This window comes from Fulvivirga sp. M361, assembly GCF_007097395.1.
In the GTDB taxonomy this organism is placed as follows: Bacteria; Bacteroidota; Bacteroidia; order Cytophagales; family Cyclobacteriaceae; genus Fulvivirga.
Genome location: NZ_VKDC01000008.1, coordinates 122,081 through 141,489, shown reverse-complemented (window position 1 = coordinate 141,489; position 19,409 = coordinate 122,081). Strand labels below are relative to the sequence as shown.

26 protein-coding genes are annotated in these 19,409 nt (G+C 39.9%); 11 read left to right on the top strand and 15 right to left on the bottom strand.

What is annotated here, in order from left to right:
* The first annotated feature begins 80 nt into the window (after positions 1–80).
* Complete coding sequence (locus FNH22_RS11330) at positions 81–1,169, top strand: family 16 glycoside hydrolase (RefSeq protein ID WP_143398487.1); 1,089 nt, start codon at positions 81–83, stop codon at positions 1,167–1,169.
* A 33-nt stretch (positions 1,170–1,202) separates the two neighbouring features.
* Here the strand turns inward: FNH22_RS11330 and FNH22_RS11325 are convergent, their stop codons facing one another.
* From FNH22_RS11325 to FNH22_RS11295, 7 genes are all read right to left on the bottom strand, one after another.
* Positions 1,203–1,778, bottom strand: a complete 576-nt coding sequence (locus FNH22_RS11325) for a uracil-DNA glycosylase family protein (RefSeq protein ID WP_143398486.1) — start codon at positions 1,776–1,778, stop codon at positions 1,203–1,205.
* A gap of 5 nt (positions 1,779–1,783) precedes the next feature.
* Entirely contained in the window at positions 1,784–2,245 is a 462-nt protein-coding gene (locus FNH22_RS11320) for a RidA family protein (RefSeq protein ID WP_143398485.1), read from the bottom strand.
* A 60-nt stretch (positions 2,246–2,305) separates the two neighbouring features.
* Positions 2,306–2,788, bottom strand: a complete 483-nt coding sequence (locus FNH22_RS11315; protein WP_143398484.1) for a DinB family protein — start codon at positions 2,786–2,788, stop codon at positions 2,306–2,308.
* Positions 2,789–2,917: 129 nt separating this feature from the next.
* A complete protein-coding gene (gene map, locus FNH22_RS11310) occupies positions 2,918–3,682 on the bottom strand; it encodes a type I methionyl aminopeptidase (RefSeq protein ID WP_143398483.1) in 765 nt (254 codons plus the stop codon).
* Positions 3,683–3,727: 45 nt separating this feature from the next.
* Positions 3,728–4,399 (bottom strand): MarR family winged helix-turn-helix transcriptional regulator, encoded by a 672-nt coding sequence (locus tag FNH22_RS11305; protein ID WP_255518033.1) that lies wholly within the window; start codon positions 4,397–4,399, stop codon positions 3,728–3,730.
* A gap of 28 nt (positions 4,400–4,427) precedes the next feature.
* A complete protein-coding gene (locus tag FNH22_RS11300) occupies positions 4,428–4,691 on the bottom strand; it encodes a DUF2024 family protein (RefSeq protein WP_143398481.1) in 264 nt (87 codons plus the stop codon).
* Positions 4,692–4,788: 97 nt separating this feature from the next.
* The gene (locus FNH22_RS11295; protein ID WP_143398480.1) at positions 4,789–5,022 is read right to left on the bottom strand and encodes a thioredoxin family protein; all 234 of its coding nucleotides are present in this window, start codon (positions 5,020–5,022) and stop codon (positions 4,789–4,791) included.
* Between the two features lie 338 nt (positions 5,023–5,360).
* Between FNH22_RS11295 and FNH22_RS11290 the strand changes: the two genes are divergently transcribed.
* Positions 5,361–5,909 (top strand): hypothetical protein, encoded by a 549-nt coding sequence (locus FNH22_RS11290; protein WP_143398479.1) that lies wholly within the window; start codon positions 5,361–5,363, stop codon positions 5,907–5,909.
* 16 nt (positions 5,910–5,925) lie between these two features.
* Positions 5,926–6,468: a hypothetical protein gene (locus FNH22_RS11285; protein ID WP_143398478.1), complete on the top strand. Its 543-nt coding sequence runs from the start codon at positions 5,926–5,928 to the stop codon at positions 6,466–6,468.
* 203 nt (positions 6,469–6,671) lie between these two features.
* Here FNH22_RS11285 and FNH22_RS11280 read toward each other — a convergent pair whose 3' ends face one another.
* The 6 genes from FNH22_RS11280 to FNH22_RS11255 all read right to left on the bottom strand — a co-directional run bounded on the left by FNH22_RS11280 (position 6,672) and on the right by FNH22_RS11255 (position 11,647).
* Positions 6,672–7,268 carry a YceI family protein gene (locus FNH22_RS11280; protein WP_143398477.1) on the bottom strand — a complete coding sequence of 199 codons (597 nt, stop codon included), beginning with the start codon at positions 7,266–7,268 and terminating at the stop codon, positions 6,672–6,674.
* An 8-nt stretch (positions 7,269–7,276) separates the two neighbouring features.
* The gene (locus tag FNH22_RS11275; protein ID WP_143398476.1) at positions 7,277–7,630 is read right to left on the bottom strand and encodes a nuclear transport factor 2 family protein; all 354 of its coding nucleotides are present in this window, start codon (positions 7,628–7,630) and stop codon (positions 7,277–7,279) included.
* Positions 7,631–7,724: 94 nt separating this feature from the next.
* Positions 7,725–8,312: a Crp/Fnr family transcriptional regulator gene (locus FNH22_RS11270; RefSeq protein WP_143398475.1), complete on the bottom strand. Its 588-nt coding sequence runs from the start codon at positions 8,310–8,312 to the stop codon at positions 7,725–7,727.
* A 168-nt stretch (positions 8,313–8,480) separates the two neighbouring features.
* A complete protein-coding gene (locus FNH22_RS11265) occupies positions 8,481–10,361 on the bottom strand; it encodes a DUF4139 domain-containing protein (protein WP_143398474.1) in 1,881 nt (626 codons plus the stop codon).
* A 184-nt stretch (positions 10,362–10,545) separates the two neighbouring features.
* Complete coding sequence (locus FNH22_RS11260) at positions 10,546–11,244, bottom strand: hypothetical protein (protein ID WP_143398473.1); 699 nt, start codon at positions 11,242–11,244, stop codon at positions 10,546–10,548.
* Between the two features lie 67 nt (positions 11,245–11,311).
* Positions 11,312–11,647, bottom strand: coding sequence for a hypothetical protein (locus FNH22_RS11255; RefSeq protein WP_143398472.1), 336 nt, complete (start codon positions 11,645–11,647; stop codon positions 11,312–11,314).
* 225 nt (positions 11,648–11,872) lie between these two features.
* On the opposite strand from FNH22_RS11255, the gene FNH22_RS11250 reads away from it, so the two are divergent.
* Positions 11,873–12,265: a hypothetical protein gene (locus FNH22_RS11250; protein ID WP_143398471.1), complete on the top strand. Its 393-nt coding sequence runs from the start codon at positions 11,873–11,875 to the stop codon at positions 12,263–12,265.
* Here the strand turns inward: FNH22_RS11250 and FNH22_RS11245 are convergent.
* The gene (locus FNH22_RS11245; protein WP_143398470.1) at positions 12,197–13,045 is read right to left on the bottom strand and encodes an alpha/beta fold hydrolase; all 849 of its coding nucleotides are present in this window, start codon (positions 13,043–13,045) and stop codon (positions 12,197–12,199) included. The genes FNH22_RS11250 and FNH22_RS11245 overlap by 69 nt on opposite strands.
* A 49-nt stretch (positions 13,046–13,094) precedes the next feature.
* Between FNH22_RS11245 and FNH22_RS11240 the strand changes: the two genes are divergently transcribed.
* Both FNH22_RS11240 and FNH22_RS11235 read left to right on the top strand, forming a co-directional pair.
* Positions 13,095–13,499, top strand: coding sequence for an alkyl hydroperoxide reductase (locus tag FNH22_RS11240; protein ID WP_221420260.1), 405 nt, complete (start codon positions 13,095–13,097; stop codon positions 13,497–13,499).
* Complete coding sequence (locus FNH22_RS11235; RefSeq protein WP_143398469.1) at positions 13,496–13,864, top strand: hypothetical protein; 369 nt, start codon at positions 13,496–13,498, stop codon at positions 13,862–13,864. Before FNH22_RS11240 ends, FNH22_RS11235 begins: the two co-directional genes overlap by 4 nt.
* A gap of 93 nt (positions 13,865–13,957) precedes the next feature.
* On the opposite strand, the gene FNH22_RS11230 is transcribed toward FNH22_RS11235, so the two are convergent.
* A complete protein-coding gene (locus FNH22_RS11230) occupies positions 13,958–14,671 on the bottom strand; it encodes a ParA family protein (protein ID WP_143398468.1) in 714 nt (237 codons plus the stop codon).
* A 195-nt stretch (positions 14,672–14,866) separates the two neighbouring features.
* Here FNH22_RS11230 and FNH22_RS11225 point away from each other — a divergent pair, with 195 nt between their 5' ends.
* The 5 genes from FNH22_RS11225 (at position 14,867) to FNH22_RS11205 (ending at position 19,392) form a co-directional block, all read left to right on the top strand.
* A complete protein-coding gene (locus FNH22_RS11225) occupies positions 14,867–15,493 on the top strand; it encodes an RNA polymerase sigma factor (protein ID WP_255518032.1) in 627 nt (208 codons plus the stop codon).
* Positions 15,483–16,250, top strand: a complete 768-nt coding sequence (locus FNH22_RS11220) for a M48 family metallopeptidase (protein WP_143398467.1) — start codon at positions 15,483–15,485, stop codon at positions 16,248–16,250. The genes FNH22_RS11225 and FNH22_RS11220 overlap by 11 nt, the downstream gene beginning before the upstream one ends.
* Positions 16,251–16,528: 278 nt before the next feature.
* Complete coding sequence (locus FNH22_RS11215; protein WP_143398466.1) at positions 16,529–16,990, top strand: hypothetical protein; 462 nt, start codon at positions 16,529–16,531, stop codon at positions 16,988–16,990.
* Positions 16,987–18,312 (top strand): DCC1-like thiol-disulfide oxidoreductase family protein, encoded by a 1,326-nt coding sequence (locus tag FNH22_RS32385; RefSeq protein ID WP_221420259.1) that lies wholly within the window; start codon positions 16,987–16,989, stop codon positions 18,310–18,312. Before FNH22_RS11215 ends, FNH22_RS32385 begins: the two co-directional genes overlap by 4 nt.
* Before the next feature lie 330 nt (positions 18,313–18,642).
* Entirely contained in the window at positions 18,643–19,392 is a 750-nt protein-coding gene (locus FNH22_RS11205) for a DUF2490 domain-containing protein (protein ID WP_185154183.1), read from the top strand.
* Positions 19,393–19,409 lie beyond the last annotated feature (17 nt).

The window sequence follows — 19,409 nt, the reverse complement described above, 5'->3', positions numbered from 1 at the left end:
GGTTGAATGCATTTGAATGATCTTGAACGTCTTTGAATGGCCTGTTCAAGCTGAAAGTATGAATATCACCTAAAAAAACTATGCGAATATTATTCATTTTAATGGGTTTGATCTTATTTTTCAAACCTGCAAAAACCCAGGATAAATCCTATGCCATAGATCAGGCTAAATTCCATTTTGTAGAGCGAGAGTCACGAAAAATCGTCAATGTTGAAGGGCGTGAAGCGTTATACCTTAATGGAAAGGCTTTTTTGAAAGAGGTAACACTGGCTGATGGTATCGTAGAGGTAGATGTATTAGCTGAAAAAAAGCGATCTTTTGCAGGACTTATGTTCAGAGTCAAAGATCAGGTGAACTATGAAGCCCTGTATTTAAGAATGCATAAGTCCGGTAGTGCAGATGCTGTACAGTATAATCCGGAATTCAATGGAGAGGCTAATTGGCAACTTTATCGTGAACATCAGAAATATGCAAAGTTCGATGCAAAAAAATGGACGCATTTAAAGATAGAGATCCAGGGCCAACAGCTGAAAGTGTATATTGACAATGCTAAAAAACCTGTTTTGGAAGTCGATCACCTCAAACTGGATAATGCACAAGGGTTTATTGGTTTTTACAGTTTTTTAGGCAGCTATTTTACCAACTTTCGTTATACAACATTTAAGGACAAGTCCGGAAAGGTCCGCTCTGTAAAGAATGCCGCAGGTATTGTGAAAGAGTGGGAACTTAGCCCCAGCATGCTTTATAAGAATGTAAATACAGGACTGTATCCGGGGAAAACTGCGTTGGACCGGATTGAGTGGGTAACCGGAAAAACTGAACCATCAGGATTACTTCCTATCAACAAATACCGCAAGAAAAGGAAGGCTGGAAGTTTTGAAAAAAATGAAGATGAGGTGGTTTGGGCTCGCCACACGTTTGAATCAGACGAGGAAGGGCAAAGAAAATTCTACTTTGATTATAGCGACAATATAGACCTTTATTTTAATGGGAGATTGCTGTTTTCGGGCAAAAATGCGTTTCGTTTTAAAGGCCCGATGTACAGGGGTGATATACACATAGAAGGGAACGCTGTTTATTTTAATGTGAAGAAAGGAAGCAATGAAATATTGTGCGCCGTAACAGATAAGGCCAATGGGTGGGGTTTGCTGGGGAAATTTGAAGAATAGTAGCAGTATATCATTGTGCTCCCATAACTCTTTCTAGTCAGCAATCAACGTCCGTATCCTTTCCTGTAATTCAGGAATGACTGTTTGGTCAAACCATGGGTTACGTGCCCGCCAAATATTATTGCGCGGTGATGGATGAGGTAATACAAAATAAGAGGGTAGATAAGTCTTGTAGTTTTTTACCGTCTCCGTTAGCGTTTTCTTTGTACTGGAATTCAGATAACAGGTCTGGGCATATTGCCCGATCAGCAAGGTAAGCTGCACTTTTTTCATTTTAGCTAATAACCGCGTGTGCCATAAAGGGGCGCATTCAGGCCGGGGAGGTAAATCCCCGGACTTCCCTTTACCTGGATAACAGAACCCCATGGGTATGATGGCGATCTTCTTGGTGTCATAAAAAGTAGTTTTATCTACTTTCAGCCAGGACCTCAGGTTATCACCGCTTTTATCGTTCCAGGGAATACTTGTTTCATGGACGATACGTCCTGGCGCCTGTCCGATGATCACCACTTTACTTTCCGGGTCTGCGGTCACAACAGGGTTTACTCCCAATTCAAGTTGAGGTGCACATACAGTACATTTTGATATTTCCCGAAGCAGAGATTCCATGACGCTTAGTTATGTTTAATGGTGAAAGTAGAAGTAAGTCCAACGCTAAAATTGCGTGGCAGCTGATGCACTCCGAATATAGCCCGGGAGTGCTTTCCACGTTCTTCCAGTACATTTACAAACAGGTCTGATGCTCCATTTACCACTTTTGGACCATCATCCCAATTCCCGTCGGATTGATAGTAGGCATCTATATGATTCAGCCCGATGATCTGTTCAAATCCGACCTTTTCCTGAACCTGGGCAAGCACATTCAAAGCACATAACTCCATTGCCTTATAGCCATCTTCTGTAGACAACTCAGTGCCAAACCTTCCCCGGTAGAGGTATTCTTCGTTCTTTATAGGGAATTGAATAGCAATATAAGCAATGTTTTTACGAATATTGACCGAGGAGTATGATCCTCCCGGTGTTGAAAGTCCGGGAAGTTCAATACCCAGATCTTTTAGGTTTTTGAGTGGCTGCATAGCTGCTTATGGATAGAATGGTGATATGAATCCCATAACACCAAGTGCTTTTGATTTAGTTCAAGCTTTGCTTACGGTATTGTAAATCAATTGGATCTGACCAAGATGATAAACGTCATGCTGTATGATCCCTGAGATCAAATAGCCGTGACTATAATTTTCTCCTGGTACTATATCATCCAACTTCTCAAAAGCCATATTTTCTAATTCACCTATCAATTGTTCCTGCGTGTTTGTCAAATCCTCTATTAGGTTGAACCATTCTGTCTCTGAAGAGATGTGTATATCAGGCCAATCCTCCGTACTGTTTAGTTCAATTTTGAAATTCATATCACCCTGAAGTTTTTTTAAAGTGAATACCTTCCAGCGAATGAGATGTGCCACTAAACGGACTATGGAATTAGCAGAACAAATACATTTGTCATTTATATACCTATGATCCATGCTGTTTAGTTTTTGTAATAATGATCCGCCGCCATGCCATGGATCGCCATTGAAAATGGTATTACACTCTTCAATGTATTGTTTTATTTTGTTGCTCATGCTACTGTTTTGAGATAATATGCTCTATTTATGTTCGTGAAAGTCCGGGAACATTTTTAAAGCCTCCGTTCTTTTTTATGTTATCACTTGTAGTGTTTTAGGGCAGCAATAGCGTTTGACATTTATTTTTCAATCCCAAATGCCGTTGGCTGCAGTGAGTATGACAGGTTTATTGTCAGTAATGAGGATCGTATGTTCATGTTGGGCAACAAACCCTCCCTTATTTCCCACTAAAGTCCACCCGTCATTTGATTCGATCGCATAGTTAGACTTTGTGGAAATGAATGTTTCAATTGCTACTACAGAATTCTTTCTGAAGCGTTGTTTGTTGCGTTTTTCCCGGTAATTCAGAATGTCTTCAGGGGCTTCATGTAGTTTTCTTCCTATTCCATGGCCGGCCAGGTTTTTGATTACTTTAAATCCTGAAGCTCTGGAATGCATCTCTATAAAATGGCCGATATCAGCAATTTTGACACCTCCTTTGATATTTTGGATCGTGTCCAGTAGGATCCTTCTGGAGGTGTCTACCAGGGGTTGATGCCTGTTAACATCTGTTCCTAATACAAATGAACTGCCATTGTCAGCCCAAAACCCGTTTAACTCGGCAGAAACATCAATATTTATGAGGTCACCCTCTGACAGCCACGTGTTACTGGAAGGAATACCATGTGCGATTTCGTTGTTTACGCTGATACACGTCCAGCCTGGGAAGTTATAGGTGATCTTTGGAGCAGGTCTTGCACCAAAACTTTGTAAAAGCATCTTGCCATAGCTATCTAACTCCTTTGTGGTCATACCAGGCTTGGTGTACTTTCTCATTAGCTTAAGCGTAGTACCAACGGCCTCACTGACCTTCTTCATACCGGTGAGTTCTGATTCTTTTGTTATTGACATTTTTTGATTTTAAGTTGAGTTTCCAGTCGTTTATTCGAGCTATCTTCAGGATGCTTCATTACCAGTTGGCTTTTCATTGTATTCCGGACAATCCAAACGTATCTCGTTAGTGAAGAGTTTCTTCTTTAAAAGGTGACAATAATGATCCCGTTCTTTCTTTTCATAGAATTGACATCCATAGCAAGTCCGTTGAACATCAAGGATACCTGAGCGATTCAGTCCGTAGATCAATTGAGTAAGTGTGCCATATAGCTGATCCAGGTCAGTTTTGTTTACGTTTTCCAGTACACTTTTTATAGGATCAGCAAAGCTATTCGTTTGGTTCACGATCTGTTTGCCTTTGGATGAGAGTGTTATGATATAACTTCTACTGTCCGTGGATGAGTGGGTCTTGATGATCAACCCTTTTTTATCCAGCACCTTTACCGCATCACTTACGGTGGCTTTTGTGACGTTAAACTCTTTAGCCAAATGGCTTACATTGCACAATTCATATTTATGAAAGGCTATGAAAATGAGTAACTGAATCTGAATGGGGCTTAACCCCAGGGTTTTTGCCTGTTTCCATAGCAGTACCTTAAAAGCTTCGGAAATGCGCTCAAGGCCGACAACAATCTTGCTACTGGTATTCAGTTGTTGAGCTTCTAAGTTAAATATACTGTCTTTCATGCTGAAAAAGCTTATGGAGTGGCCACCTGCATTGACAAAGTTAGTCATCCTGGGTTAAATTAAGTCAGGAAACTAATCACAGGCAATTTTCCATTTCAATGATGTGATAACCTGATAAGGTAATTGAATCTACAACATGCTGAGGTGCCTGTGCGATATGACAAAAGCTACATTTTTCAGCGCTAATATCCTCCGTTTCAAAAGCCTTATTCCTTAGATAAGCTTTACCGAATTCAAATATTTCATTTTCATCTGTTAACGTGTCCGGTACCAGGATGTCGAAATGCATAACCTGTCCGTCTTTTCTGTTTACATAAGTGTCCCAAACTGCTACTCTCATAGGTATTGATTAAGGTTCATTGAATAAGATAGATAACTGATCAAAGTATTTGGTCAGGAATGTAGGTGGGATTCCTAATCAAATAAGGGAAATTTTTTTATCTTTTTACGTCCTCCATGGATGCCCCAAAATTGAGGTGCAATACATTACCATTAGGTGTCAGCAAGGCAGGTACCGATTTGACCCCGGCTTTTTCCGCTTCATTGATTCTGTCCCTGTCCTCTCCTAAATGGACCACTTCTACGTTTGATTCACCTACTAGACCGATGATGTCGTGTTCTGCACTTATGCAGACCGGACATCCTGCGTGATAGAAAATTGATTTACTCATTTTTTAATGTTTTAAATGGTCATTACTTTTTGATGACACAAATATAGTAAGGAATCCTAACTATAAAAAATAAAGTAACTTTTTTTAATCACGCGGCCTGGTGATAGAAAACAGGTGTTGAGTTAATGATTCAATGACGTACCGGACGTACATCATGCATGGTGTTTATTATGATCAGTATAATTCGATCAGTAGGCAGTTGGCAATAATTAGCAGGCAAAGTTTTATGACTCATTCATGAAATAAAATCTTAATACCCTACTTACTGAGTATTTTTCTGGTTTCAGGACTTTTCATTGTCATAATATATTCGTTCCTTGTGTACATACTTTACTGAAATGAGGCCAACTCTTTTATTCCTCACGCTATCGTTATCGATCGGTTCTTTTTTAAACGCACAAAATTATAATCTGCCCTCAGATGGAAAAAGTATCGTTTACTTCCTTAGGACCTCCGGTACCGGAGCATTGATCAATTTTAAGTATTTTGATAGTGAAAAATACCTCGGGAAATTCAGCAATAAGAATTACATGATTTATGAATGTGATCCGGGGCCACACGTGTTTTGGGTAGCAGCAGAAAACAGGCGATTTATTGAAGCGGATCTGGCGCCTGATAAAGTATACCTGGTCGAGGTCAGGCCTACCATGGGTGCAATGAAAGCTGCTGTCAAATTATTTCCTGTTAAGAGAGAAGATGAAAAAACTCTCCGGAAAATATCCAGGCTATTGAATAAAGAACCTAAACTGATTGTTAACTCAGCATCAAAAAATGAAGAGGAGGAAGAGCTTGCATTTTTTATTAAAAATGGGCTTACAAAATACAACCGTGACAAGAGAAATGGGAAGGAATTTCCGAAGTTACAGTCTGAAATGAGTCATAACTAAAACCAATCACATACTTATGCGGACAATTGTACTAGCTATTTTTCTGTTCTTAACGTTAAGTGTCTCATTACCTTTAAGTGCGCAGGATATTCATAAAAGCTCACAAAAAGGAGAGGCCTCGCTGGGTTTAGGCCTGGGATTACAATACGGTTCTATCGGGGCAAGGTTGGGGCTTAATCTGGCAGATCATTTCAATGTATTTGGTGGATTAGGCTATATGATAGCCGGTGTTGGATATAATATCGGATTGCAATATTCACTTCCAAGTACGAAACAGACTGAGTTTTACTTTACCGGTATGGTAGGTACGAATGCTGCTATAAAAGTTGAAGGGTTATCTGAATATGATGAGGTATATATCGGACCTTCATTTGGCCTGGGGGTTAAAGTGAATTCTCTGAAAAGGGAAGGGAACTTTTGGGATTTTGGCTTGCTTGTCCCTATTACGTCAACGAGTTTCAAAGACCAGCAAGATGCCATTAAGAATGATCCCAGAATTGCTGAATTCACGGAAGCGTGGCCGGTACTGATCGTTGTAGGATATAATTTTAACCTTTAAATAGGTTATGCCGCCTGCTCTTTGACGGCTATTAGTTTTAGTCAGGAGTGACCTGTGGCTACATTATGATTATGTCAGGAAAGACGGGTATGAAGTATTAAGCTAAAGGGATGGTTTTAAATTGATAAACCCTATAAAGGATGTCTCAACCTACTTTTGAAACAATCTTTATAGGGTCCGGTACAGCTGTAGCTACTACAGAATTACCCTTTTACCAACTCTATTCTACATTCTATCCTTACTTCCTGTCCGATAGCCAGGCCACCTGCTTCCAGCACTGAATTATATTTCAGGTCATAATCATATCGATCTACTTCACCCCATATTTTTAATCCGGCACGAGTACCTCCCCACGGATCTTTAACGGTCCCTCCGAATTTTGCATCCAGCGTCACCTCTTTGGTGATACCGTGCATAGTGAGCAGGCCGGTAACTTTATATTTATTGCCTTCTACTTTTTGTAGCTTTTTACCTTTGAACGTTATGGTAGGGTACTTTTCTGCATCAAAAAAGTCGGCAGACTTTAAGTGGCCATCTCTTTTTTCATCTTTCGTGTCGATACTACCGGTTTGGATGGTTACTTCAAATTGTGCGTCTGTAAAATCATCTTTATTTGATTTTACGATCATGTCATAGGCATTGAATTCACCTACTGTTTCTGAGATCACCATGTGGTCTATTGAAAAACCAATGGACGAATGACTGGGGTCTACTTTCCAGTTAGTACTTTGCGCAACTGCTCCTATGGATAATAGCACCGCAACAGCCACAATAGTTATTTTTTTACTTGGGTAGTTCATGTTAAAGATTAGTTAGCGTAATAAAATTTTTCTTTAGCGATCAATCCGTCTTTCCACTCTTGTACACATACTTGAGTGTAGTTTCTCTCCCCCCAATCCTTATGTGTGTAATCGAAATGCCATTCTACCATAGTGGTACCTTCACCTACCGTTACCTTTAATGGGCTGGCGCCTCGGAATTCAGTAATAGAGCCAAAAAATTCTTCCTCTCGCTTACGATTAGCGTCCTTTCCCAGTACAGGTTCATTTTCATTTTCCTGCATTACTACATCTTCATGATAGTACTTTTCAAAGGCCTCCATTGCCTTACCCTGAAGGATGAGGTCATTCAGGTCACTGATTTTTTCTAATAACGTTGCCATGATTCTTTCTTATTATGTGATGACACAAAGTTGGGCCTCCCATAATGGCTATGAAATGAACTATATTAAAAAAGGAAGTTAAACTAGATTAACATTATTCGTTTTCAAAGATCAACTGGCTCCTGATCTTGCTGAGAAACTCTTTTGTAATGCCCAGGTAAGAAGCGATCATATATTGTGGAACACGTTGTTCTATTTGAGGATACTGTTCTCTGAATTTGAGATAACGTTCTTTGGCTGTCATGCTGAAACTCTGAATAATACGCTTTTCGGATGCTACATACGCGTTTTGGATGATAATTCGGAAAAAGCGTTCCAGTTTGGGGATTTTAATGTAGAGCTCTTCAATATCGTTGTATGAGAACTGTATTACCTCTGTATTTTCCAGGCACTGGACATTATAGTCAGCAGGGGTTTGCGTGATAAAGCTTCCCAGGTCAGCTGTCCACCAATTTTCCACCGCAAACATTACGATATGTTCCTGGCCTTCGTTATCCACGTAAAATGTTCTCAGGCATCCGGATAGCACAAAACTTTCTTGCTTGCAAATATCTCCTTGCTGAGTAATGTATTGCCCTTTTAGGTATCTTCTATAAGAGATGTTTTCGAGTAACAGTGCTTCTTCATCACTGGTTAAGTGAATATACCGGCCGATATAATCTAATAAGGGTTTGGACTCCATTTATTTCTGCTGATTCTGTTAATTGCCGCCAGACGAATATTGATTCAATTTAACTATCCGTTTTATGGAAGAGATCTGTCTGGCTAAGATATCAATTCTATGAAAATTTTGGTGCAGATGGTGTTCATCTCATGTCATTTGGAGATTATATTCTGACAGCGTCAAAGGTTATTCCAGGTAAATCCTTTCTCTTTTAGGGTACTTAACTTCGTACGCCATATTCAGTTCTTTTTGCTCTCCCTTTTCTAAGGTAATTTCCCATACGATTTTTCCTGTTTTTTCATTCATCTGTCCATCAGACAATTCTTCTGGTGTTACAGTTATATCACTGATGGAAGAGACAGGGGCCTGGTCCATTACAGTGAGTTTGATGGGTTGGGATTTATTGTTTCTTACTATGATCTTATATCCTATTGCTTCTATGGCGTTACTCCCGATTGTTCTTGTTTTGGTGTATCCATCTACCTTTTTGCGAGCAATAACTATGTTTCTATCTCTGCCTAACGATATGCTGAGCGTATCGGATAGTGCTTTGGCATCCAGCACTGACCGGCCTACATAGGCATCTTCAAAGTACAGGTTGGCTTCTCCCTCCATCAGATTATACTGGTCCCAATCGACTATTTCGGCAATAAGAAAGGCATCTTTCTCCAGTTTAGGTACGGCATAATACTTGTAAAGTGCGTCAATTTCCAGGTTTTTTAAGTTAACAGATAGTTTTTCTCCGTTTGATTTGATCGAATAGGGTTTTTCTACTTCAAACTCTACCGTGGTTTGATTTTCAACGATAGTGGTAGAAATGCTATTTTTAAATTGCTTCTTTTTTAGACTGTTGACTCCTCTTATACGTACACCTGGCGCACGTCCTTGTAAGCGATCATAACCTGTCACTACTACTTCTGATAATTGAGATACATCAGGGGCCAACTGAATATTCAGGTTAGAAGAATTGATAGGTATTTCCTGGGCAACATATCCTACAAATGATACACTGATATGTGTTGATCCATTGGGTAATGTCAAAGAATAATTACCCTGCAAATCTGTCACAGTGCCTATTGTTGAGCCCATTACTACCACTGTTGCGCCAGGTAATGGTCCTCCCGTTTCATCTGTTATTCTTCCTGAAACATTTCCGACATTACGAACAATATTACTATAGTTCCCCTTTTGGTAAATGGTGTTCCTGGCATAGTTTAAGTGCCAGGTGCTTAGTTCAGGGGCTAACCCACTTTGATTGGGATCACCGTTTGAAAACCGCAGTTTAACATTTTTCCAATCTACCCCGGTATTTTGAAAAACTTCTGCCTTATAGTTAAGTTGAAGAGGTTGTTCTATGGTTTTGACTCGCACATCATACTTTGGATACCACCCGGTGTTGGTAACTACGTAAGTAATAGTGAAGTTCCCATTAATTTCTCTCTCGGATTCAATTCTTATATGAATTTCACCACTAGGTAATTCATCGCTATTTTTAACTTCTGACATTTCCTTTTCTATTCGCGACCGGGTTTCATTTAAAGCTGCTATTTCCTGTGTGGTCTTTAATTCGTCAGCCTTAATGGCTGAAAGTTCCTTCTCATAGAATTCAATGGCCTGTTTTAATTGGGTTAAGGAAGCCCCGGAGTTTTGACCACCTAAATTCTTATTCTCATTCAGTAAGCTCTGCTTTTCTTTCAATACATCCAGGCGGGAATGATTTACGGCAATATCGAGGTCCAGGGACTTCATCACCTTTGTTAAGCTGTCAGTCTTTTTAGTTCGCCTCAAACGATCCAGGTAATTGAATTTATGATTAACCGATAAAATGGTGAACCCTTCACTGGCTTTTACCTGAATGCTCTTGTCATCCAGGTAGGGTGATAAAGACTTAACCACAAGGGTTGATTTACCTTTTGGCACAGTGACCTTCCCGTTACGGGTGATTTGGGCGCTGTTGAGAAAAATAGTTACTTCTTTGATAGAAGTCTTGCAGGCCCGCTCTTGAAAGTCTTGTGAGAACGAAGGACTGGCGAGTAATAGTAAGAAAATGAGATGATGGTGATGCATAATTTTTTTCTTTTATAGATGAAGAATAAACCCGGATTCCATAAACTTGGGGAGTTTTTTTTGAATAAACACCTGAAATCTAATCGTCAAAAAAGTCAGGAGTTTAACTTGCTACCTGCTGTTCGGTACGCCCATGTGCCTAATAAGTATGGCAACAAGTATCCGGGTTTGTTTTGTAAAAGGTTTAATTAATTACCTGGTATATGCCTGTTCCACTCACAATAAATGTTCCAATAGTGCATTTGAGGTATTGCCATGGCTGCTCATTTAATGTTACTTCTTCACTTAATTGATAGTTGTTCAAATCCAGCTTGTAGATCTTATGGTTGCCCATGTTAGGGATGTAAAGGAAATGTTCGTCTATCCACAAGCTTTCAGGATAACTCAACGGTTCATACCTATCATAATTCCAGTTGTAGTTTCCAATGCGAAATGTTTCTTTTTTATCGATCAACGAAAGTTTAGTCACTGTTTGCCCGGTAGGGAAAGCAAGCCATAGAAAATGCGGAGGTTGGAATCTGATGTCGTGCAAGGCATGACCTTGCCCTATGTGGTCCTTCCATTCGAAGATCTTTTTACCGGTTTTATCAAAACCGTATACGCTTGATTCCTGGTAATAGGAACAATAGACCTCTCCGTCAGGGCCAGGAGTTGTTACATAGTTTTCTATGGCAAAAGGGAGCTGATTTTCAATGACCGGGTAATGTGCCCCAATCGTGTTTAATGCGAAATATACTTTATCTACTTGCCGAAGTGCTAAGCTTTTATCAATAGCATAAAAACCTTCTTTATTGCCATTATTCCAATCGACAAACAGGACTTCTTCATGTCCGACGAAAAGATTTCCTGTTGCGCCTTTATTCGTTATTTTTATTAATTCCACTAGGTTATTAAGGTGTAGGTTGGGGGTTCGGTGTTACATTGCCAGATCTAATAGGTAGCCCATGGCACTATCGGGCCCGTATTTTTGATCCTAATGCTCTGGCCACTTCCGGAAATGTTTGAAAGAGCTGACGTATCACATCCACATTTGATGCCGGGAAACTGTAATAGTCTCCCTCATCATCTCTGAATTTAATTTCCATACGAGCCGTCTGCACGTTTAACTGGTTAAGTTGCTTTACCACAATGCAAGGGTTCCGCTCAGTAAGCCAGTCAATATCATTCTCTATTCCGTTGTTAATCCTATAATAGGTCTTTCGATCACGATGATATACCTGTAGGATGGCGAATTCTTCAATGAGGGTTTTAAGTTTTACTTTGTAAATACCAGTCTGTAACTTCATAATCTTCATCTATTTACTATCAAAAATAGTAAATACTAAAATAATTAGTATTATGAAATTGAAAAAATAAGGATTTGTTTTTCGTTCTGTGCCCAAGGCCGGTTGGAGTGGTGTTTTGATTAATAACCGTGATGTGTGTCGGCCGTGTTTTATGATCTCAAATCTTCCTGATCCTGAACAAATGAGAATGTCACTGGTTTAGGAGGCTAGGAGTAATTTATACATATGTCTTTTCAAATCATTATAGACTTCGGCCTGGTAATACTTATCTGGATGGTACAGCTGGTGGTTTATCCCTCCTTTCATTTTTTTGATGAGACGGGCCTTAGCCGGTGGCATCCTAAATATACAGTGATGATAACTGTGATAGTGATACCTTTGATGTTCAGTCAGGTAGCTTTTCATGCCATAGGCATTTGGCAGCAGCCCTCCATTTTGCGAATTATTCAGGCAAGTATGATTTCCGGTGCATGGGGTGTCACGTTTTTCAGGGCCGTTCCATTACATGCTCAAATTGATCGTAATGAGAATACCCCGGAATGCATCAAATCATTGATCTGGTGGAACTGGCCTCGTACTGTGCTCTGGAGCGCTGTTTTTTTGATGGACCTCTTGTAAAAAAGGGATGGCTAATTCATTGAATGCCAATGCAGCGTCAATGTTAACAATGTGACCCGCATTTGGGACTACTTTTAATATAGCATCTTGCTGCCTTGCTGTAAAGGAACGTGCAGCCTTCAGAAAGACATAATCCTGTTCTCCCATAACTACAAGGGTTTCTACCGCTAGTTTTTGGCGGTAAAAGAGGCGAAGTAGTCTGAAAAACTCAGCATATAACTCTACCCATTTCATATATTCTTCCTGGGTGAGTTTTGATGCCTGCCGTTGGTATATGCGCCTGGACAGTGTATGATGTTTACGAGGCATCAAAAGGTATGAGAAGAGCCTGTACATAGTAGAGAAGTTCAGGAATACATTTAGCAACCGGGCCAGTTGCACAAACGAACGTATAAAGAAATTCCCCTTAAATATACCACCGGCAATAACGATACGATCTACCAGGTAGGGGTAACGCATATATAAGTCTTGTAACAGTACGCTACCAAATGACAATGTGATGAAATGTGCTTTGGTAATGCCCTCATTATCAAGTACACACTTGATATCTTCCGTGATAATAGAAAAATGGTAACGATCAACTTCCGGGACGATGTTCTTTGATCTGCCATGATCCCGAAGGTCGATCAGTATCAGATTGAAATGGGCAGTAAAATGTGATACCTGGTATGACCAGGTTTTTATGCTGCCACCAGCGCCATGTAAAAATACCACCCAGGGCTTTTGGTGATCTGTCTTACGGGTTTCATAATATAACACTAAGGCCTTAACAAAAGACATTGGTCGATGTTTTAAGGTTAATGAGAAAGTGTAGCATTAAACCTGGACTATGAAAGATTCAAAATGGATGAATTACGTGCTGAAAATAGCCGCTTTTTACAATATCTTATGGGGAGCATGGGTGGTGCTTTTTCCACAACATTTCTTTGAGTTAACAGGTATGGACCCGCTCAATCACCCGATGATCTGGCAGGGGATGGGGATGGTAATTGGTGTTTATGGCCTCGGGTACTGGTGGGCCAGTTATGCGCCGTTGGTACATTGGCCTATTGTAGCCGTAGGTTTTTTAGGCAAGCTTTTTGGACCGATGGGATATGTAATTAATTATTTTTCCGGAGCTGCACCAGCAGAATTTGGCTATACGCTTATCACTAACGACCTCATATGGTGGATACCTTTTGCTTTAATACTACGGGCCGTACATCAGAAAAGAAATTGGAAACTTACGGTATGAAAAAAATTAGCTTTTACCTGTTGATCGCCTTTTTTGTGCTGGCAGGCTTAAATCATTTCAGAGACCCCGCTTTCTATTACCCGCTTATTCCTCCTTATCTACCTTTTCCAAAAGTCATTAATGTTATTTCCGGCATACTGGAGGTAATACTTGGACTGGGCTTGATATGGAGTAAAGTAAGAAATGATGCTGCTTATGCCCTGATCTTTTTACTCATCCTTTTTATACCGTCCCATGTTTATTTCATCCAGGTGGGAGGATGTGTGGAGAGTGGATTATGTGTGCCACTGTGGGTGGCATGGTTGAGGTTGGTGATCATCCACCCATTATTGATTGCCTGGGTATGGATGCACAGAAAGGGCTGATAAACTCCGGAACGATGTAAAAAATTACCGGATATTGAGTAAGTTCATCAACTTCAAATAAGTGTGGTAAGTTAAGTGAACAAACTCTGTTGACTAATTTAAATGTATTGTATAGTTCTTAATTTCCTGCATAACAGCCATTTTGGAATAATTGTGTGAGGATGTACGATTAGAATATACCGGTACTTCCTCAAGAGTTTCTTTATCCGCATTATTGAGTATTACTACCTTGTTATTGTTGATAAAGTGACTGGACAGGTCATTTAAAATATTTGAACTATTATCCATTGAAACTACTTTTGTACCTACCAGCTCCTCGCACGCATTTAGAGACATTAATTCCACTTCATTCATGTGATCTTTGTTCCATGAATTGCGCACAGTAGGAATGATAGCCATATCGCAGGCATACAGTGAGTTGATCGTCAGAAAGGATAAAGAGCCCGGGCAATCGATAATGATATGATCGAAGTTTTCCGAAAGCATATCCAATGCCGTTTTCAAGTAAATTTCACGTTGGTCTGACCATGCCAGAGAGATATTTAATAATGACAATTGGATATCCGCCGGTACAATAGTAAGGCCTTCAGCTTCCATGAAGGTATCTTCCAGTTTTGCTTCCCAGCTCAAAACATCATTGATTGTTTTTTCCGGATCTACTATATTTAATGTTCTTGTAATGTATGCTTGAGGATCTAAATCAACCAATAATACACTTTCATTTTCTTTGACCAACGATCTGGCTATACTTAATGCTGCACTAAACTGATCGTTTTTATCTTCTAAATTTACAACTGCTAATCTCATCGCTTCTTCCGTTTTAAATGATACAGTACAAAGTACCAACCAAATCGCTTGGCAATCAATCGAGTTTTATGCGTAAATTTCTAGTTCAAATAATAGGTGTTTTAACGTAGCATCCTGTACTGAAGTAGTCATAGTTGGGTTATTGTTGGAAAAATATTGACAATTAGGTTACAAAAAATTAATTGACTTCGACTAATGAATAAGGAGAGCATGAAGGTGGAAAGGGGATTTTCCGATGAGGAGATCATTTCATCCATCCAAAATAACCGGGAAATCAGTAAAGTGCTGGATTTCATGTATAGAAACTACTTTGAAATGTTGAAGACTATCATACTTTCTAATAATGGCAATGAAGAAGATGCTCAGGACATCATGCAGGAAGTATTTGTAGCATTTATTGATTTGGTCAGAAAAGAGAAATATCGAAAGGAAGCCAGTGTCAGATCATTTCTATACACGCTTACCCGGAATATGTGGTTTTCGGAAGCACGGAAAAGAAGTAGCGCCTTAAAAAGAGATACTTATTTTGAAGATCAGAAAGATGATCTGGAAAAAGATGTTACTGATTACCTGGAGTACTCGGAAGGACTAAAGTTTGTCTCTAACCTTTTTGAAAGCCTGGGAGAAGTTTGTAAAAAGATACTCACTCTTTTTTATTTTAAAGACTTGCCAATGCGGGAGATCCTCGAACATGTAGACTACGAGAACGAGCAAGTGTTACGGAACAAGAAATACAAATGTCAGCGAGAGTTGATCAAGAGGATAGAAGCCTCACCGGCATTATATCAAAACCTAAAAAGCGCATTGGAACATGGAAGATAACAAAGCCTTAACCTATTATGAAAGATTTGATAGCCTTCTGAAAGGCAATATGGAGCCAGGTGAGCAGCAACTGCTGGAAGCAGAGCTGAATGAGAACCCGGACCTTCAAAATGAATTTGATCTTTTTAAGATGTCTGTGGAAGTTACTACAAGATCGTCTATCCGTGAAGAAGTTAAAATGGCTAACCATAGGTTTTTAAACCAGGATCAGCCTTACCACAAAATAAAAACGGTCAGTTTAACTACCTGGGGCATGAGAATAGCAGCGGGATTGCTGGCGCTTATGGTGTGTTATAGTGTCGTTCGTTTTTCCATGGTAAATTCTTCAGACATATACAGCCAGCTATATACGGAATACAACTTACCCATCACCCGGTCTTCTGATGTGGAATATGCGCACCTGGATTCACTTTATATCAGCGGGAGATATGCAGATGTCATGGCTTATTTTCAGCAGTTAGATAATAAAACGTCGCGGGACTACTTTCTTACAGGCGTTTCTTTCCTCAAAGAGGCTGAATATGATCAGGCCGTGAAAACTTTCAATGAACTAAAAAAGGAAAATAAGCGTAACGGGACACAGGATTTTGAGCAGGAATCTGATTACTACCTGGCCCTGGCTTATTTGAATAACAGGAATATTGATGAAGCATTGGTATTGTTTAAAGCCATTAAAAATAATCCTTCACATATATATCGCTGCAATGTTTCCAGTGAGGATATGCTTGATTTGAAAATGCTTAAGTTGAAAAACTGAACACATAATACATTTTCCCATAATGTAACTATACTACTCCTATGATCTGTTGTTGTCTTACCTTATTACTTATTCTGGCGCAGAGTCTCCTGGATTAATATCACAGCGCCTAACATGAACTTGCTGTTAATCAGTGCAGTTCGTGCTCCATTTAAAGCTTCTGTTTTTTTTAAAAAAATAGCCGAACAAGGTTACAAGTCTACTCTCTGAATCGACTTAATAGTAATACTACTTATTTAACAAGTAGAACCATTAAACTAAATATATACTCAATTATTATGATTGAAAAAAAACCATTAGCAGTTGTCTTTAGCTTGGCGGTGACCCTTGCCCTTTTCTGGCCTGTCCGGGAAAACTGGCAGGAAAAACCAAAGGACGAGTTCCCCCTGTCCTATTACCCTATGTTTTCTCATAAAAGAAAACCTACTTACTCTTTTACCTACTTTGTAGGTTATGATGCTACCGGAAACCGGCACACTATTCCTTACAAATACCTGGGTACAGGAGGCTTTAATCAAGTACGCAGGCAAGTAAGAAAAAGTGCAAAAACCGGCAAACATGACGATCTGACCATGGAAGTAGCAAAACGTCTGGCACGTTCAAAACGAGAGCCGCTGACGCAGATTGTACAAGTGGAAATGGTAAAGGGGCGCTATCATCTTGAGGATTATTTTCTGACAAAGAAAAAGGAGCCACTTAAAGAAAAAGTTTATAGCCGTCAAAACATCGAAAGAAAATGAAAGACTTACTATTGAAAATCGAAAAATTCTGGTTCGACCCGGCCCCTGCTAACCGATTGGCAATTTTAAGGATCAGTACCGGAGGCTTCTCCTTATGGTATCTTTTGACCAGGTTCGACATGATGAAAAAAATATCCCGTTCAGATCTTTCTATGTTTGAACCGGTAGGCCTGGCGAATATATTCAGCGAACCATTACCCCCGGCTGTGTTTACCTTGATATTAGCTGTTGGCGTCGGACTTTGTATTTCTTACACGTTGGGCTGGAAGTACAAGTGGACGGGGCCGTTGTTTGCCCTCTTTTTGCTATTCATACTGAGCTACAGGAACTCCTGGACCATGATCTATCATAGCCGTATAGCACTTGTATTACATGTATTTATCATCGGGTTGGTTTCGGCAGCAGATTCACTCTCACTGGATGCAATGTCAAAAAAGAAGAAAGTTCAACCACACTGGCGTTATGGCTGGCCTATAAAATTGATTTGCGCAGGGACCGTTGTTACTTATTTTCTGTCTGGTCTGGCCAAATTGTTTGGAGAACTGGCCTGGGACTGGGTCAGTGGAGATGCTATGCGTTCCCAGGTAGCGGTGGATGCCATTCGAAAGGAGATCTTTGGTGAGACCACCTCGCCACTTTTTGAATGGATATATCCCAATACCGGGTTATTTCTGATACTGGGTATCGGTACTTTTATTATTGAGCTGGGAGCCCCGCTGGTTTTATTTAATAAAAGGGCAGGTATGATATGGGCTTTTCTAACATGGAGTATGCATTGGGGTATATTCTTTATCATGGGTATAAGCTTTAGATATCAACAAAGCGGACTAATATTTCTTTCATTTTTTGACGTGGAAAAGAGCATAACTCCTTTGAAAAACATATTTAGAAGTAACTCTGATCGTACAACGATTGATGCTAGTGAGCCTGTCCGGCCAGCCATAGTGCTTTTTGATGGCGTGTGTAACTTTTGTGACAGCACAGTCCGGTTTGTTATAAAAAATGATAACAAGAATCACTTTCAGTTTGCATCCATCCAGTCCTTAGAAGGACAAAAATTATTGAATCAGTATCACGCACCAAGTGACAATTCGACCATAGTGTTGATAGAAGATTCAAAGGTATTTACCAAAAGCAGTGCTGTATTGCGGATAGCCCGGCAGCTCAAAGGGCCCTGGTACTGGTTATATCCATTGATAGGGTTGCCAAAACCTTTCAGGGATGCAGCTTACAGGGTATTCGCGAAGCATCGTTATCAATGGTTTGGTATAAAAGACACCTGTGAAATACCCGATGCTCGTATGAAAGCAAAATTTTTATAATAAATGGTGGAGATAGTTTCCGGGTAGCGTGGGAAGGTCAGTGAAGAAAGCTATTCGGTAATGCAGGAAGAGGTGTAGATACCGGCTTCTGCTGCTCCGGGGACTATTACTTTTTAACACCATTCATGCCAATAATTATCACAAATACTATTCTGTCATTAGTAGCGAAGGCCTGTGTATACCGTGACCAGGCTTTATAGCAAAAAAGGTCGGATTTTTTTAATAAAAAGGATTACATCATACCAGATTGATTCGACTAATTAATAAATAATTATAAATAATGATAATATGATTGATAAAATCAAATTGAATATTAATTTATTGTTACTAATGTTATTGCTCTTAGTTTTTTCAACCATTCAATCGGCAGTTGCCCAGGACGGGGTGAGGTTTTGGTATGGACACAGTGCGCAGGCCAGGATCACTAAAGAGTGGAGAGTATCAGTGGGCCAGCTTTTCTTATTTAGAAGAAATCCCACAGAGTTAGGTACAATACAAAATAGTCTTAATGTACAATATAGGCTCAATAGCAAAGTATGTCTGGGCTTGGGTTACCAAAGATCAGGTAGTGTGCAAAATGCAAACGACGATGCAAGGAACAGGCTTACGGCGCGTATACATGTGGCTCGAAATTTTGGAAAGATCAGGCTGATGAATTATTTCCGTGCAGAGTGGCACTCTCCCGAAAGGAGCAAATTCGAATATCGCCTGCGCTATGCCTTTCGGATACATCGAAGGAACTGGAGGCTACCTTTAAGGGCCAGACCTTATATCACCAACGAATTCCATTATTATTTGTCCGGGCGACCACTTTGGTATCGTGATGAGCAGGGAGAGCGTGTAATACGTCAATCGCCCAGAGGTCTTCACGCGCATAGACTTACACTCGGAGTAACCCTCAGACCTATTAAAAGGACCAATGTTAACCTGCGTTTTATGCGACAAACGGAATTTAATTTAGGTAACAAGTATCGTAGGATCAATGTAGAAGACCCGCGTAACGGGCGGATAAGAAGAAGATTTAGCAACTTTTCTGCTATGATACTAAGTGTATCATACCGGTTCAAAGTGAAAAAATAACAATGAAGAGATCAATA